General features: G+C 34.5%; 10 protein-coding genes and 1 pseudogene. 2 read left to right on the top strand and 9 right to left on the bottom strand.

The features are described from left to right. Nucleotides 1-49: 49 nt before the first annotated feature. Nucleotides 50-3,112: a type I restriction endonuclease subunit R gene (locus AC4BC5_RS07430; RefSeq protein WP_490497463.1), complete on the bottom strand. Its 3,063-nt coding sequence runs from the start codon at nt 3,110-3,112 to the stop codon at nt 50-52. Nucleotides 3,113-3,213: 101 nt separating this feature from the next. Here AC4BC5_RS07430 and AC4BC5_RS07425 point away from each other — a divergent pair, with 101 nt between their 5' ends. Then, nucleotides 3,214-4,314 (top strand): restriction endonuclease subunit S, encoded by a 1,101-nt coding sequence (locus AC4BC5_RS07425; RefSeq protein ID WP_490497462.1) that lies wholly within the window; start codon nt 3,214-3,216, stop codon nt 4,312-4,314. Nucleotides 4,315-4,358: 44 nt separating this feature from the next. Here AC4BC5_RS07425 and AC4BC5_RS07420 read toward each other — a convergent pair. The 7 genes and pseudogenes from AC4BC5_RS07420 to AC4BC5_RS07390 form a co-directional block, all read right to left on the bottom strand. Continuing rightward, a pseudogene (locus AC4BC5_RS07420) lies at nt 4,359-5,287 on the bottom strand (site-specific integrase). Between the two features lie 84 nt (nt 5,288-5,371). Continuing rightward, a complete protein-coding gene (locus AC4BC5_RS07415; protein WP_490497461.1) occupies nt 5,372-6,535 on the bottom strand; it encodes a restriction endonuclease subunit S in 1,164 nt (387 codons plus the stop codon). Further along, on the bottom strand, nt 6,528-7,526 hold the full coding sequence (rhuM, locus tag AC4BC5_RS07410) for a RhuM family protein (RefSeq protein WP_490497460.1): 999 nt from the start codon (nt 7,524-7,526) through the stop codon (nt 6,528-6,530). Before rhuM ends, AC4BC5_RS07415 begins: the two co-directional genes overlap by 8 nt. 14 nt (nt 7,527-7,540) lie before the next feature. Beyond that, nucleotides 7,541-9,139 (bottom strand): type I restriction-modification system subunit M, encoded by a 1,599-nt coding sequence (locus AC4BC5_RS07405; protein WP_490497459.1) that lies wholly within the window; start codon nt 9,137-9,139, stop codon nt 7,541-7,543. Nucleotides 9,140-9,405: 266 nt separating this feature from the next. Beyond that, nucleotides 9,406-10,644, bottom strand: coding sequence for a CapA family protein (locus tag AC4BC5_RS07400; RefSeq protein ID WP_490497458.1), 1,239 nt, complete (start codon nt 10,642-10,644; stop codon nt 9,406-9,408). A gap of 172 nt (nt 10,645-10,816) precedes the next feature. Then, the gene (locus AC4BC5_RS07395) at nt 10,817-11,974 is read right to left on the bottom strand and encodes an NAD(P)-dependent malic enzyme (protein WP_490497457.1); all 1,158 of its coding nucleotides are present in this window, start codon (nt 11,972-11,974) and stop codon (nt 10,817-10,819) included. 350 nt (nt 11,975-12,324) lie between these two features. Beyond that, on the bottom strand, nt 12,325-13,026 hold the full coding sequence (locus tag AC4BC5_RS07390) for a TetR/AcrR family transcriptional regulator (RefSeq protein WP_490497456.1): 702 nt from the start codon (nt 13,024-13,026) through the stop codon (nt 12,325-12,327). A gap of 208 nt (nt 13,027-13,234) precedes the next feature. On the opposite strand from AC4BC5_RS07390, the gene AC4BC5_RS07385 reads away from it, so the two are divergent. Next, a complete protein-coding gene (locus AC4BC5_RS07385; protein WP_490497455.1) occupies nt 13,235-14,194 on the top strand; it encodes an ornithine cyclodeaminase family protein in 960 nt (319 codons plus the stop codon). A gap of 107 nt (nt 14,195-14,301) precedes the next feature. On the opposite strand, the gene AC4BC5_RS07380 is transcribed toward AC4BC5_RS07385, so the two are convergent. Then, a complete protein-coding gene (locus AC4BC5_RS07380; protein WP_490497454.1) occupies nt 14,302-15,801 on the bottom strand; it encodes a cytosine permease in 1,500 nt (499 codons plus the stop codon). Between the last annotated feature and the right edge of the window lie 186 nt (nt 15,802-15,987).

Below are 15,987 nucleotides of genomic sequence, written 5' to 3'. Positions count from 1 at the left end.
AATAAGCATGAATCAAATGGTTGCCCATTTGATTCATGCTTTATTATACTTAGTTGTCTCTTAAAGGTAAGATCTCTTCTTGAACCATTTCTACAAAGTCTGTACGTACGCTTTTCCAATATTTAAGTTTAGGGACTGGATTCTCCACTGATTGCTTATATTTTTCATAGTTTGCTGAGCGCTTCATCTCATTTTCTCCGCTCTGTTTCGTTTTTTTAGGATTATAATTTAATGCAACATATGAAGCAGCATCTTCTTCGATAGACCATTTTTGAGAGAAGGTATGAATTGCTTCGTATTCTGTCTCTTGTCGCATATTTTCTAAGATGAGTGACACATTTTGATTCCGATAATTTTCTGGATTTATTTGAATATCATCCCATAAATGTTGAACTAATTTCGCCAATTTATCATTATTTTTAGCTAAATCATTGATATAACGATTTACTTCAGCGGAAGCTTTAGCATCTTCACGACCAAATAATTCGTATTCGTCATCTCCACTCGGTACAAAAGCTTGAATTAACATCAAAATATATTCGTAATTAATATTTTCCGTTTTAATTGACTCCAACTCATACGCAATATCAATCTCTACCACTTCATCACCAGTAGACACTGTGAGTTCTTTGATTTTTTCTAGAGCATTGTGGTATTTTCCAGCAAATTCTTCTATCTCAGAAAATTCAATTGGGAAATCTGTTCCCATCTGTTCAGCATCATAGTCTGTATAAACTTGAACCGCAGTAAATGTTTTATCTAGACCTTGATAGGTTTTCACAAATCTTTTTAATTCCGCAAGACTCATACGTTCAATATCAATTTGCTGAGGTGAAGTCACCGTATGACGTAATTCTCGAATAGCTTCGAGAAAAGCTTCTTTGGCTTCATCCCAACTTGGCGCTAACACCTCATTTTCTCCACCATTTGAATAAAGAACCAACGCTTGTTTTACTTTTTCTTCAAATGTTTTTGGCGTTTGAAAAGTGACGATTTGTCCATATTTTTTATACTTGTCAAATAGACGATTTGTTCTAGAAAAAGCTTGGATTAAATCATGTGGTTGCATCGGTGCACGATCAATAAATAATGTTGACAAGCACGGCGCATCAAATCCGGTCAGTAAACGGTCAACAACAATGACTAAATCTAACTGCTCGGAACGGGCAAAGTATTTTTCTTTTTTACGCGCTAATCGATCATTCACATTTCGATTGTACGCACGCATCGTATCTATTTTAAAACTAGTACCAAATTCTTTATTGTATAAATTTAGCGCTTCTTTCATCTTATCTTGATTATTAATAGATGCTTCTTCATTCTCAGAAATTGAATAAGTAATCGCTACTTTAGGAAAATCTGGCAAAATTCGCTTTGTTTCCTCATCAATCACAAGAGACGTCTCACCTGCTTTAACTTTTTGAATTAACTCATAATAGCGTTGCGCTTGTGCAATAGAGGATGTTGTTAAAAGAGCGTTATACGTCTGGCCAACACCCTTCGTAAACCCAAGTTTTTTACATGATTTATTAAAAATAGAATTAAGTACTTCTAACATATGTTGCTCATCTTCATATACTTTTTTAGGTAATCGTGCTTCTTTATCTTCTAATCCAAGCAAGTCTACATCTAGCTCTCCTGTTGCATCTGCAGCCAGAATTGCTTTATCTAACTGTTCTTCCGAAAAAGTAGATTTATACTCCACTTGAAAACCTAAGACAGCATTATCATGAATAGCTTCTTTCACCGTATATTCGTGCAATCGTTCTCCGTATTGTTGTGCTGTTGTCCGTGCTAAATCCCCAACAGCTTTTTTGGCATTCTCGACAAATATCGGTGTACCAGTAAATCCATACCATAACGATTGAACAAAAAATTCTTCAATTTCACGCTTTTTTTGGGCGCTAACAGCACGATGACATTCATCAACGACAAACGCAACTTTTAATTGCGTCATCTGTTCATAGCGTTTCGATCCGACTTGATTAGCGAAACGTCGCATTACATGATTCAACTTTTGAATAGTTGTGACAATCACTGTACGATCATCAGACAATAATTTCTTAATCAAATCGTTGACATTCTCTGTTTCGTCAATCTCGATTACATCATTTTCAGCATACGAAGTAAATGATGTCGTTGTTTGTTGATCTAAATCAACTCTATCAACAATAAAAATAGTTTTTTTAATGGATGGAATTTGCAATAAATTCCGTGCAACTTTATACGAAGTCAATGTTTTACCAGAACCCGTCGTATGCCAAACATAACCTGATTTATGCTGTCCAGAGGCTCTTTTCACTGCTTCAATGGCATGAATTTGATACGGTCGTAATAGAATTAAAGCCTTCTTCTCGTTATCAATCACTGTATACTGTGTCACCATTTTATGCGCCATCGGAATAGATAATACATCTTGTGTAAATTCTAAATAATCTGTCACTGGTTGATTGTCATAATCAACCCACTTTGTCAAAAACTGCTCATTTAATTTGGTATCTTGTGCCGATGCAATATATCTCGTATCCGTCCCATTAGTCACCACAAACATTTGGACTGTTGAATAAATCCCTGTGAATTTGCCTTCTTTCAAGTATTTTTTAATTTGACGAAAAGCATCCATATATGGATGGGCACGACTTTTTAATTCAATATGAATCATCGGTAAGCCGTTAATCAATAAGGTCACATCAAAACGACGATTCATATCTTCTAATGAACGTTTACTTGACTTGAATTGGTTAATCACTTCATATGAAGATATCCCGCCAGCAATATCTTGACGATTAATCACACGTAGTCGAATCGTTCCCAATTTAGCATCTTCTCGTTGAACCTCAACTTTTGCTACACCATTTTCGCCAGCTAACCAAATTGCTGCTTTATAGAAACTAGAAAAGTTTAACTGATTTTTGATTTGGCGAAACTCCTGTTCAGTCAATGGTACACCTTGTAATACGTCTTTATTATTCACTTCTAACTTTTGACGAAAGTTCGCCCATAATTCTTCTTCTGTATGTAAATCATCTCGATACGTCCATTGTGAATCTCCACTGATTAACCGTTCAATCAAATTATTTTCTAACACTTGCTCCCCTGTAAAACGCACCATTTAAACACCCCGTTTTTTGTAAGTATTAATCAAATTATAGCATAGAAAGAGATGGAGAGAATTGCTAAATTGGGAATACTTAGGATTGGGAACAGCGTAAGTTGGGGAAAATACTAGATGTTCGTTCTGGGCGTGACTACAAGCACCTGGATTCAGGTGATATACCTGTTTATGGTACTGGGGGATATATGTTAAGTGTTAGTGACGCATTATCTCATGATGAGGATGCAATCGGAATTGGTCGAAAAGGAACAATAGATAGGCCTTATATTTTGAAAGCTCCTTTTTGGACTGTAGATACGTTATTTTATACAGTTCCTAGAAGAGATTCTGATTTAAATTTTATTCATTCTATTTTCCAAAAAATAAATTGGAAGTCTAAAGATGAATCTACAGGTGTTCCCAGCCTTTCAAAAGCGACCATCAATGCTATCTCTGTTTTTATTCCAAGCTATAGTGAACAAAAAATAATCGGTCACCTTTTCAAACAACTAGATGACACTATCGCTCTTCATCAGCGTAAAATCGAAGCCTTAAAACAGATGAAAAGAGGCTTTTTACAACAGCTTTTCCCCGAAAATAAGCAGAGTGGAAAAAATATCCCCAAACTACGGTTTACTAATTTTGAGGGTGAATGGGAACTGCGTAAGTTGGATGAAATATCTGATAAAGTTACCGAAAAAAATATAAATAATGAATTCATTGAAACTTTAACTAATTCGGCAGAATATGGAATTATTAATCAGCGTGAATTTTTTGATAAAGATATATCAAACAAAAAGAATTTAAACGGATATTACGTTGTTCGAAAAGATGACTTTGTTTATAATCCAAGAATTTCTAATTATGCACCGGTTGGACCAATTAAGCGGAATAAATTAGGAAGAACTGGAGTAATGTCTCCACTTTACTATATTTTTAGGACTCATAATATTGATAAAACATTCTTAGAGTATTATTTTGATACAACTACTTGGCATCGATTTATGAAATTACAGGGAGACTCTGGGGCACGAGCAGATCGTTTTGCAATTAAAGATTCTGTTTTTAAGACAATGCCTATTCCGTCTCCGAGTATTGAAGAACAAAGCAAAATTGGAATATTTTTGGATGAATTAAACTCCACTATCACTCTTCATCAAACTAAACTCAATCAACTAAGAAAACTAAAAACCGCTTTTCTACAAAATATGTTTATATAAAAAATTTCCACCTAGTTTATTCTAAGTCTAGGTGGAAATTTTTATTACATTAACAGTGATAAATGTCGAATAATTTTATCATTGTCTTGATTTTCTAATTCTTGAATAATGTGTAGATAAGTTTCTTGGGTTGTTGTCATACTAGAATGCCCTAATCTATTGGCTACACTGGCAATTGAAACACCGGCAAACAACAATAAAGAAGCATGTGTATGTCGTAAACTATGAATAGTGATAATAGGTATGTTTGCGCGATTGCATAATACTTTCAAACGATTGTTAATGGTTGAATTAAACACTCTATTTTTTATAAAAATTGGTTTATCAGATTCTCTCATTTTAATTAATTGTGAAAATTGCATAGCTAACTGCCAATCGATTTGCACCTTTCTTTTTGAAGATTCATTTTTAGTTGGTTGAAAGCCACCATTTGATTTTTGTAATTCCAAGTCTTATTAATAGTTATCTTTTGTTGAGAAAAATCAAAATCATTTGGTGTTAATGCCAGCGCTTCTGAAAAGCGGAGTCCTGTTTTTGTAACCAATAGAACAAACCAATCCCAATTAATCTCTTCCGTTAATTCAAGTTCTTTCAATAGTGCTTGTACTTCAAATTGGTTGAGAAATTTTGCTTTTTTAGGCCGCGGTGTTTTGCCTTTGATAACAATTTTTCTTGTAGGATTTTGAGTAAGTGTGCCATCATCAACTGCATCCAAAATAGCGCCTTTCAAATGATGATGAAAATCCATAGTGGTTTGTTTTTCATGTGTAGATGCATAATCGTTCAGTAATTGCTGATAATTCGCACGGGTAAGCTCTTTTAATTTTAAGTGGGGGACAAGTTCTTGTAGTCTTTGCTCTGCAATATGATATTTTTGCAAAGTAATTGAGCGAACTGCTCCCTCTTTATAAAGACTTACCCACTCCTTGAAGTACTCGTGAAACAGTTGTTCTTTTCTTTTTTTGGCTGCCATAATAAAAAACCTCCTAGATAATAAGTCGATGAATGAATCATCTTACTTATTATCTAAGGGGATTATTTTTGTGTAAATATTTAGTTAAATAAACATATTCTGTAAAAAGGCGGTTTTTAGTTTGTTTAATTGGTCAAGTTTGCTTTGATGAAGAGCGATAGTATCGTCGAGTTGTTTGAAGAATGAACCGATTTTTTGTTGTTCTTGTAAGGTGGGTACATAATCTTTGAAATTTTCTACAGATCCTTTAGAAATATTCAATTGAGACATACCTGCACCCTGTCCTTTAAAGTACTTTTGATGAAAATTAATATAAGTGAATAAAAATTTTGAGTCTACAAATTCATTAGGTCTTAACAATGCTACTCTCTGATTTAGTACATATCTATTATTTTCAGGAATTAACGCTACTCTACCTAATAAATCACCATGTCCAACATCACTTAAAATCATAACTAAATCATCTTTTTGTAAAGTATCATCAGCTTCATGTATAAATTTCCCTGAATTTTTTAGACCTCCATCAATTGAAATAGAATTTAGATTGATTAGTTCAAATTCTCCTTTGTCTGACTGTTTATCTTCATGCCCCTTACCATTTCTATATGACGTCATTTGACTTAACTTACGCAGTTCCCATACATCCTCAAAATCAGTAAACCGTAGTTTGGGGATATTTTTTCCATTCTGCTTATTTTCGGGGAAAAGTTGTTGTAAAAAACCTTTCTTCATCTGCTTTAAGGCTTCGATTTTACGCTGATGAAGAGCGATAGTGTCATCTAGTTGTTTGAAAAGGTGACCGATTATTTTTTGTTCACTATAGCTTGGAATAAAAACAGAGATAGCATTGATGGTCGCTTTTGAAAGGCTGGGAACACCTGTAGATTCATCTTTAGACTTCCAATTTATTTTTTGGAAAATAGAATGAATAAAATTTAAATCAGAATCTCTTCTAGGAACTGTATAAAATAACGTATCTACAGTCCAAAAAGGAGCTTTCAAAATATAAGGCCTATCTATTGTTCCTTTTCGACCAATTCCGATTGCATCCTCATCATGAGATAATGCGTCACTAACACTTAACATATATCCCCCAGTACCATAAACAGGTATATCACCTGAATCCAGGTGCTTGTAGTCACGCCCAGAACGAACATCTAGTATTTTCCCCAACTTACGCTGTTCCCAATCGTCATTAAACCCTGAAAATCGAATTTCGGGTATCATTTTTTTCTGTTTGTTACTCATGGTTTTCCCCCTTCAAGCGATGAATATCTTGTGAAAGTGCTTTGAAATAATCTTCGTCAACTCTTGTTATCTCATGGTTACTTTCCTGATATTTTTTGTATTCATCATCAACTTTTTGGTTCGCATTTTTTCGACTGACCGTTCCTCGTCCTTCCAAGATATTCGCTCGTTGATAAGTTAAATATCTATCTAATTCCGCTTTCCAATCTGCCATAGTCATCGCTGTTTGTGTCTCTGCTTGATACTCCGCAGTATCTAGATATCCCGAAACAATTAAATTTAAACGATTCAACTCTTTTTCATCAAGATAATTTTTAGAAATAGTCAAATTAGATTTTCTTGGGTAATTTCCTTTATAGTTAATGAGCCCTAAATTATTTTTGCTTGCATCAATTCTTGAAAAAATCAATTCAGGTGCTGTTTGTCCTGTTACTGCATAAAGCATTTTATTTTGCACCGTTTGGAAAAATTCACGTGCCACTTCACTAGAACCATCATAATCAATACTTGTTGCAAATATATCTAGCACCTGTTGATAAAATAAACGCTCACTTGAACGAATATCACGAATCCGTTTTTGTATGTTTTTAAAGTACGTAAGATTATTAGTCAGTTTCTCCGTATCTAACGCTGCTCCAGTAATCAAATATTCTTTTAAGATTGTCGAAGCATATCTTCTAAACTGTGCCCCACGAGCAGAACGTACTCGATAACCGATTGCTATAATCATATCCAGATTGTAAATAGTAATCGTTCGTTTAACCTCTCTGTTCCCTTCTTTTTGAACTGTTAAGTAATCCTTAACAGTTGCTTCAGGCTCTAACTCTTTATCTGAAAAGATATTCTTCACGTGAAGACTCACATTATTTTTTGTAGTTTGAAACAACTCAGCAATTTCTAATTGTGATAGCCAAGCTGTTCCGTCTTGTAACCGAAGCTCAATTCTTGTTTGTCCATCTTCGGTATTATAAAGAATAATATCATCTGTCATTCGCCCTTCTCCTCTCAGTGTTGCTCATGAGAAAACACTACTTTTGTTGCTTCTATCAAATCTCTTGAAGCATCTGTGACAGCCAGTTGATCTAACATCGCTAGAAATTCAGATTCCGCTTTTGCTATTTCCTGATTTAACTCTACCATTTCTTTACTTAAAGCAACCATATCAATTGGTTCTTCTTCTTCAAAAGTGTCCACATAGCGTGGAATATTTAAATTAAAATCATTCTCGACAATTTCTTCAAATGTTGCGACATGTGCATATTTTTCTACATCTTCACGTTTCGTATATGTTTCTAGGATTTTCTCAATGTGTTCAGATTCCAATAAATTTTGATTTTTAGATTTTGTAAAATCATTTGACGCATCAATAAATAAGACATCTTTCTTTTCACGATCTTTCTTCAAAATAATAACCGTTGTAGGAATACTTGTATTAAAGAAAATATTTGCGGGAAGCCCAATCACTGTATCAATCGCGCCGTTTTCAAGTAAAATTTTACGAATTTTCCCTTCTGCTGCACCTCGGAACAAGACACCATGCGGTAATACAATAGCCATCACACCAGTATCTTTCAAATGATAATAACCGTGTAGTAAGAAAGCAAAGTCAGCTTTCGATTTTGGTGCTAGAACACCGTAAGAGGCAAAACGTGGATCATCTAAAAATCCTTTTTCAGCTGTCCATTTTGCACTATATGGTGGATTCATTAACACGCCATCGAAATTCGTTGGTTCTTCTGTAGGCCAATCTGCATCAAGAGTATCACCATTATGTAAATGCTGATTCGCAATGTCTACACCGTGTAGAATCATGTTCATTCGCGCTAAGTTATACGTAGATGTATTTAATTCTTGGCCAAAATAGTTAATCGTTCCCGGTTCATTGGAATATTTTTTTGCATTCAGTAATAAAGAACCTGACCCCATAGTTGGATCATACACACTGAATCCTTTTTGATTCTCCTTGCCAGCCAGAACAATTTGCGTCATCAACGTAGAGACTGGTTGAGGAGTATAGAATTCACCTGCTTTTTTCCCTGAGTCAGAAGCAAATTGTCCAATCAAATACTCATACGCATCGCCCAACGCATCGCCTTCATGTGCAATATCTAGAGAAGCTAATTCTTTCATCACTGCTGAAATAGTTTGGTTCTGCTTCTGTGGGGTTGCGCCTAATTTTTTTGAATATAAATCAACATCTTCAAACAAATTTTCAAATAGCTCACTGCTTTGTTCGATATTTCTAAAGCCTTGTGCTAAATCTTCTAATTCAAAGCGACCTTTGTAGACTTTTTGAACCATTGCCGTAAAAGTTAGTTGCGGTTCTAAAGCATAAGAAAAGTCATCCTTCAATTCATCAATCAAATCATCCTTAATCTCAAGATCTTCAAAAGCAGCTTCATAAACTTTTTGAGCAGCGTTAAGATCTGTTACCTCTTCTTCTAAAAGGTTTGCTGCATAATAAAGAAGCCTATCTGATAAATACTTATAAAAAACTAAGCCTAATAAATAATTTTTATACTCATTTGCATCCATTTTTGAACGCAATATATCTGCACTATTCCATAATGCTTGATAAAGTGTTTTTGATGTTTGTTCTACCAACTTACACTCTCTCCCATCATAAGTTTTACTTTAATATTAACAATGATTGAGATATTTTACTAGTTTTACTTTGTTATTCCTATAACATTTCCACAAAAAAATAACCTCAATAAGTCCAAACTATCGCCAACTTATTGAGGTCATTTTTAGTCTCCAACTAATCTCAATACCTGTTGTAAATATCTAGTCTGTCCATTTTAATAGGCAGCAAAACAAACATAAAAAAAAACACCTTTTCAAATTGAAAAAGTGTCTCTTGTCCATCCCTACCATTCCAAATTCAACAAACTCAGCATTTCATGATACGCTGTTTCGATGCGTTGTCGTGTGGCTTCTGGTACTTGATTCGCATATTTTCCATCTGGTAAATAATCCTCTGCCAACACCACTTGAAAATCATAGGCTTGCATATCGCCATACTCAAAATCATAATAGGTATGATTCGCAATTGGTTCTCTGGAAACCCAAGTTGGATGTAAGGTGATATTACTCAAATACGTGCGTTTGCCTTCTTTAGTAATTTCCACTTCCGGAATAACGCCTCTTTCGGTCCAGTAATCGTAATTAACGGTTTCATACCGTTGATTTGATAATAAATTTCCCATCGAGTAGATAATAAATTTCTTTTCACCATCTTTTTCGATTACCTCAGTTGGTTCAGCGACATGGGGATGGCCACCAAAAATAATATCGGCCCCAAAGTCAATCATTTGACGATACACAGTTTGCTGTTCGGCAGTTGGTTCTAACGAATACTCTACACCAGATTGTGGCATAACAATCGTAATATCCGCAATTTTCTCCGCTTCTTTAATATCGGCTTCCACCTTGTCGATTGATAAATCGTTTAAATATTTGTCATAGTCTGCTTGACTAATACTTGCTTCAATTCCGTTAAACCCATAGGAATAAGCCAACATCGCTACCTTGATGCCGTTAACTTCTTTTACTAGAATACCAGTATCGTCAACATTGACTCCAATTGTATCCAATCCTGCATCATGAAAGGCTTTTGCCGTCGTTGTTACACCTTCTATCCCGGTATCAAGAATATGATTATGTGCCAGATCAATGACATCAAAACCGGCATCTTTTATACTCTCAACAACCGTTGGAGGAGCATTAAACAAAGGAAAGCCACCTATTTCTTTATTAGGATTAATCGTTCCTTCAAAATCACCTAGCGCGATATCTGCCGAAGAAATCAGTGGTTTAACTTGCTCGTAATCATTGCCAAAATCATAGTTTACACCATCAAATGAACTCAAATAGAGCGGTCTGTGGTATAACATATCGCCACTTGCAGTGACTGTAATTGTTTGTGGCTCTTGATTTTGTTCTTTCGTAGTTTTTGTATCACTCACAACGTTTGTTTCTTTAGGTGAGCTCAATCCTTTGTAAACAATAAAATACCCGGTACTAATAATTGAGACAAATAATAGTACTACTAAAATAGCAAAGATTATCTTCTTTTCACGACTGGAAAGCCGACGTTCGTCATTCATGTTTTATCTCCTCTCAACTGTCTTACTTGGAAACAAATTTACATTAGATACTCCTGATTTCTAAAAATGCTATTAAAATAAACTACATAATAAAACTTTCTAACCTTTTTTAACGTCTTCTATAAATTATTATACTGAAGATTTCAATAGTTTAATAGTGTTATCCATGACACTATATAGCATCAATTACAGCTTGTGCGACAACTTGGGCGACATTGTCTAAAAAAACATTGGGTATGATATTGGTTGGTGATAATTCATCATCAGAAATCAAATTAGCAATTGCCCCTGCCGCAGCAATTTGCATTTCATCGGTGATTTTAGCCGCTTTAGCATCTAAAACACCTCTAAAAATGCCAGGGAAAGCTAATACATTATTAATCTGATTCGGATAATCACTCCGTCCGGTTCCTACAATATATGCTCCTGCTGCTAATGCTTCCTCTGGTAAAATTTCTGGTATCGGATTGGCCATCGCAAAAATGACGGGTTTTTCTGCCATTTGAGCAATCCACTCTGCTTTTAAAACATTTGCCTGAGAAACACCGATAAAAATATCTGCATCAACCAAAGCCTCCTGCAATGTGCCAGAAACAAATTCACGATTTGTCACTTTGGCAATTTCTAGATGATGTGGTAACAACTTCTGACCTTCTTGTTCATTTAAAATGCCCGCTTTATCTACCACAAGAATCGTTTGAATGCCTACTGCTAAGAACTTTCTGGTAATTGCAATACCAGCTGCCCCGCCACCATTGATCACTACTTTAACCTCATCTAGTGTTTTTCCGATTAATTTTAAGCTATTGAAAGTTGCTGCCAAAGCCACAATTGCCGTGCCATGTTGATCATCGTGAAAAACTGGAATAGAACATTCATCAATCAACCTTCGCTCAATTTCAAAACATCTCGGAGCCGCAATATCTTCTAAGTTGATAGCACCAAATGTAGGAGAAATAGCTTTGACAGTTTGAATAATTTCATCGACATCTTGTGTATCCAATACAATAGGAACCGTATCAATATTTCCAAAGCGTTTAAACAAAGCAGATTTCCCTTCCATAACTGGTAAAGCTGCTTCAGGACCAACATTTCCTAGACCCAATACCGCTGAACCATCACTCACCATGGCTATGGTATTTTTTTTCATCGTTAACTCTCGAGCAAGCGACTGATCCTCAACAATAGCCGAAGTAATAGCCGCCACTCCTGGTGTATAAACAATACCTAAGTCGTCTGGGGTATCAATATCTGCTTTGGGAACTACTGAAAGCAGTCCGCCGTTTTCCCTTACCTGTTCTAATGCCACTTCTTTTACGTTTTTATTCATTATTTTCCCTCCACAAAAAGAAAACGGATACAAAACATTTTATTTATTATCTTACCATAAAATAGCGAACTTGATAGTTTTCTTAGAGCAATTGCAACATTGGATGGTAATAAGAAACACCCAACAAACTTCTAAATGAAAAATGGTTTAAACTGTTTATTGAAAAATACTCGATTTTTTCGAAAGTTCTATCACAGATTACATTCTAAAGTGATTGAGCTGCTTAACAACTGTGTGAGCAGAACAAGAAACAAAATATTGTCGTAATATTAAAAAGACCCAACAATACTTTCTTTGTGTTGCAGCAATAAGTATTGTTGAGTTTAATTTCCCCAGAATCTGGTTATCTGCTATGAATAATTAATCTTGAAACTTAAGACTTCCTCTAATAATTGATTCTTATCGACTTTTTTTGTTGAGTAAATAGCAAAAAAATCAACTAGATACGCCATAAATAAACGCAATACATCCTCATCTTTTTTGTAATAACCATTAATAATCCGATCGCAAATTCCTAAATGTAACGCATAAGCAAAATCATTTAAGTAGACAGCTGATTCAGGTTGAATAATTTCTTCTTCAATTAAGTAAGCCATTAAATTTTTATCACGAGTCTGCATATTTTGATCAAAAATAAATTTCCGTACCTCATTATAGTGTTTACTTGGAAAATAATCGAAGTATACATCAATATAAGATAGAATGCTGTCTGAATGACTCGATTCAAAGACCCTTTTAAAGGTATACGGCGTTTGAAAAGAATATCTTGAAAATTCACGCCAAGTAATTAAAAATCTTAAGTCTGCAGACAACTCACTTTTATATAATTCTTGGATAGCATCTAAATATGGTTTCACATTATCAATTAATGCTAGAGCAATCAATTGCTCTAAATTATCAAAATAATTGTACAATGTTGCACTATTATAACCAGCTCGATCTGAGATGTTGCGAATAGTTAATTCCTCTACCCCTCCCTCATCAATCAATTGTTGACATGCTTGAATAAAATATTGATACACTCGTTGTCGTCGAATTTCTTTATTTGCCATGTTCACCTATCCTTTTCTTCTTTCTCATTTTAGCATAAGAGATTGCTTAAAAAAAGAAAGGCTTCTTTTGAATTTTTTTCACAATATCATTGCTATCAACAAATCAATAGATTATAATGTAATCAAATGATTATATTATTACTCTGCAAGCCATCAAATTTATTTTTTAAGCAATGATGAAAACGAACTAATGAAAGGAAGTTTTAACATGTTGCAAGTTACAGAAGAACAAGTACAAAATATTTTATCTATGGATACCGTGATTCCTACAGTAAAACAAGCGTATCGAGAAAATGCTGCAGGCACCTTTTATCCTGGAGGACGAATTGTCTTTCCAGTACGAGGTCCTGAAAATTCAGGGCAATGGCTAGTAGCAAACAATGAAACAAAACCCTATTTTGGCTCTAAATTTTCATCTGGCTTTCCTGAAAATCCTAAACTTGGATTACCTAGTGTTATTTCAACTATTAGTCTGTATTCTAATGAAACAGGAGAATTAAAAGCACTGATTGCTGCAAATTATCTAACTGCAGTTAAAACCGGAGCAAATGCTGCGGTTGCAACCGATTTATATGCTCGTAAAGATGCTAAGGTTCTTGGAATTATCGGTACAGGTCTACAAGCTATTTCTCAAGTTAAAGCCATTCAGGAAGTTCGTTCAATCGAAAAATTAATTGTTTCTGATTTAGTTCCACAACGTGTCGAAGATTTTATTGAAGAAATTAATAAGATTAAAAATCGTGACTATGAAATTGTTCATGCAAGTTCTAGCGATGAATTAGTAGCTGCATCTGATATCGTCTGCACTTGTACTACTTCTCACAAACCGGTATTTAATGGCGAATTAATCAAACCTGGTACGCATATTAATGCTATTGGTTCTTATACACCATTTATGCAAGAGATTGATGAAACAACCGTCACTCGCGCAAGTAAAATTGTTACAGAACATGTAGATGGTCTATGGGATGCTGCAGGTGATATTCTGATTCCTTTTGATAATGGCTTAATTACAAAAGAGGCCGTGACCGGTTCTCTAGGAGAAGCAGTAACCAATCAAATTCCTTTGAGAGAATCAGAGACAGAAATTACACTTCATGAAAGCGTCGGTTCTGGCGTCTTAGATATCGCTTTATCGATTTTAATTTATGAACAATTAACAAAATAATAATGATTAAACTCTCTGTCCAAATTTGACAGAGAGTTTTTTTGGACAGTAAAAAAGCAGACCTTCATTTCAAAGATCTGCCCTTTTTCTTTTTAGAATCCGTAGTTTTATCTCACTTTATTTGATGAAATACGTGCTAGCAACGCATACACGAATATACCAACACCAGCTCCGACAAATACACTTAGTTGATTGATGACTTGTAATCCGTCAATATAACCTAACATCGTTACAAGAATTCCTACAATTGTTGCAATATAAGCATTTTTATTGATTCCTGCGTATTTATTATTTTTTTCTGGATTTACTTTATCCAAATAAATACTATCTAAATCAATTTCCTGTTTGGCTACAAAGAAATAATGAGCCAACATTACCCCTACGATTGGTCCAAGCATCACACCAATCATATTCATAAATGCCATTACACCACCATTTCCAGCCATTGTTTTCCAAGGAATCAAAACAAAAGCGACTATAGCAGAAAGCGTCATTGCTTTTTTGTAGTTTAGATATTTAGGGAACAAAGCAATTAATTGATACGTCGCAGAGATCCCATTACTTGATACATTTGCTGATACAGTAGCTAATAATAATACCAGAATTCCACCGATAATTGCTAAAGGTTTATCCCATTGTTGCATGATAGATAAGATTCCAAATTGTTGAAAATCAGCCCAATCTGTCACACCATAATGCAACGCTCCACCGACTAATATAATGACGCTCGTAAAACCAAAAACAAGGTAACCCACACCAAAACCAGCTGTCATTCCACTTGAAATTGCCTTGTTTGATTTTGCATTACGACTAAAATCGGCAACGTTCACTGCTGGAGAAGACCAAAATCCTAGCCAAGAATTAAAAACCATAAAATAGACTAAAATAGTTGGATAGTTATAAGATAACTCTTTTGGTGGTGTAAACGCCAAAATATTTCCAAATCCTCCGGCAACATGTAATGCCCAAACTGCTGCTGAAATAAAGAAGATATAAATCAAAGGATTCAATATATTATTAAATTTATTAATTAGACTCGTTCCACCCAAACCAATAACTAACGTAAAAATCCAAAATAAAATAAAACTAATTAAATTAGGTAAATTGATACCAATAAAGTTAAAATTGCCTCCTAGATTGGCAAATTCCGGCCAAATAACACAAATTAAAATATACAAAGCACGAGAACCAGTATAAATTTGTAAACTAAACCAAGCCAAGCCTGAGAATATTCCACGTAAAATACTTGGTAAAATCGCTCCCTTCTCACCGTAAACCGCTTTCAAGTGCATAGAAGAGGGAATACCATATTTAGCCCCTGCACGTCCGTTCAACGTATTCATTAATGCTGAAGCAATAAAACTTAAAAAACAGGCAGCGATAATATGCTTCATAGGTGCGCCTAATAATAAAAATCCGGCAACAGTTGCATAAGTGGCAATATTATGAATGCCACCCATCCATAGAGTAAAGTAATTACTAAAGTTCATAGTTCGTTTATCCGTACGTAGCGGTCTCAAATCTTCATTTGCTTGAGCTTTAACATACTGATCATATTTTTCATCAGAAATCTGATAAATCCCCGTTGTGGAATCTGTATTTTCCATAATCATTCTCCTTAAAAAATAAAATATAATTAAATTTACTCTGCAAAGTTTTTTAATCAAGTGATTATTTTTTATATCCAACGATTATTTTTATTATAGCACAGACTTTTTCTCATTGAAATATTTTTCACAATTAATTTTAAAAAAATAGATTTAAAAACAATAAGTGTTGATATACAAAACAAA

The organism is Enterococcus sp. AMC2644 (genome assembly GCF_058216475.1).
This window is presented reverse-complemented; position numbering and strand designations above follow the sequence as displayed.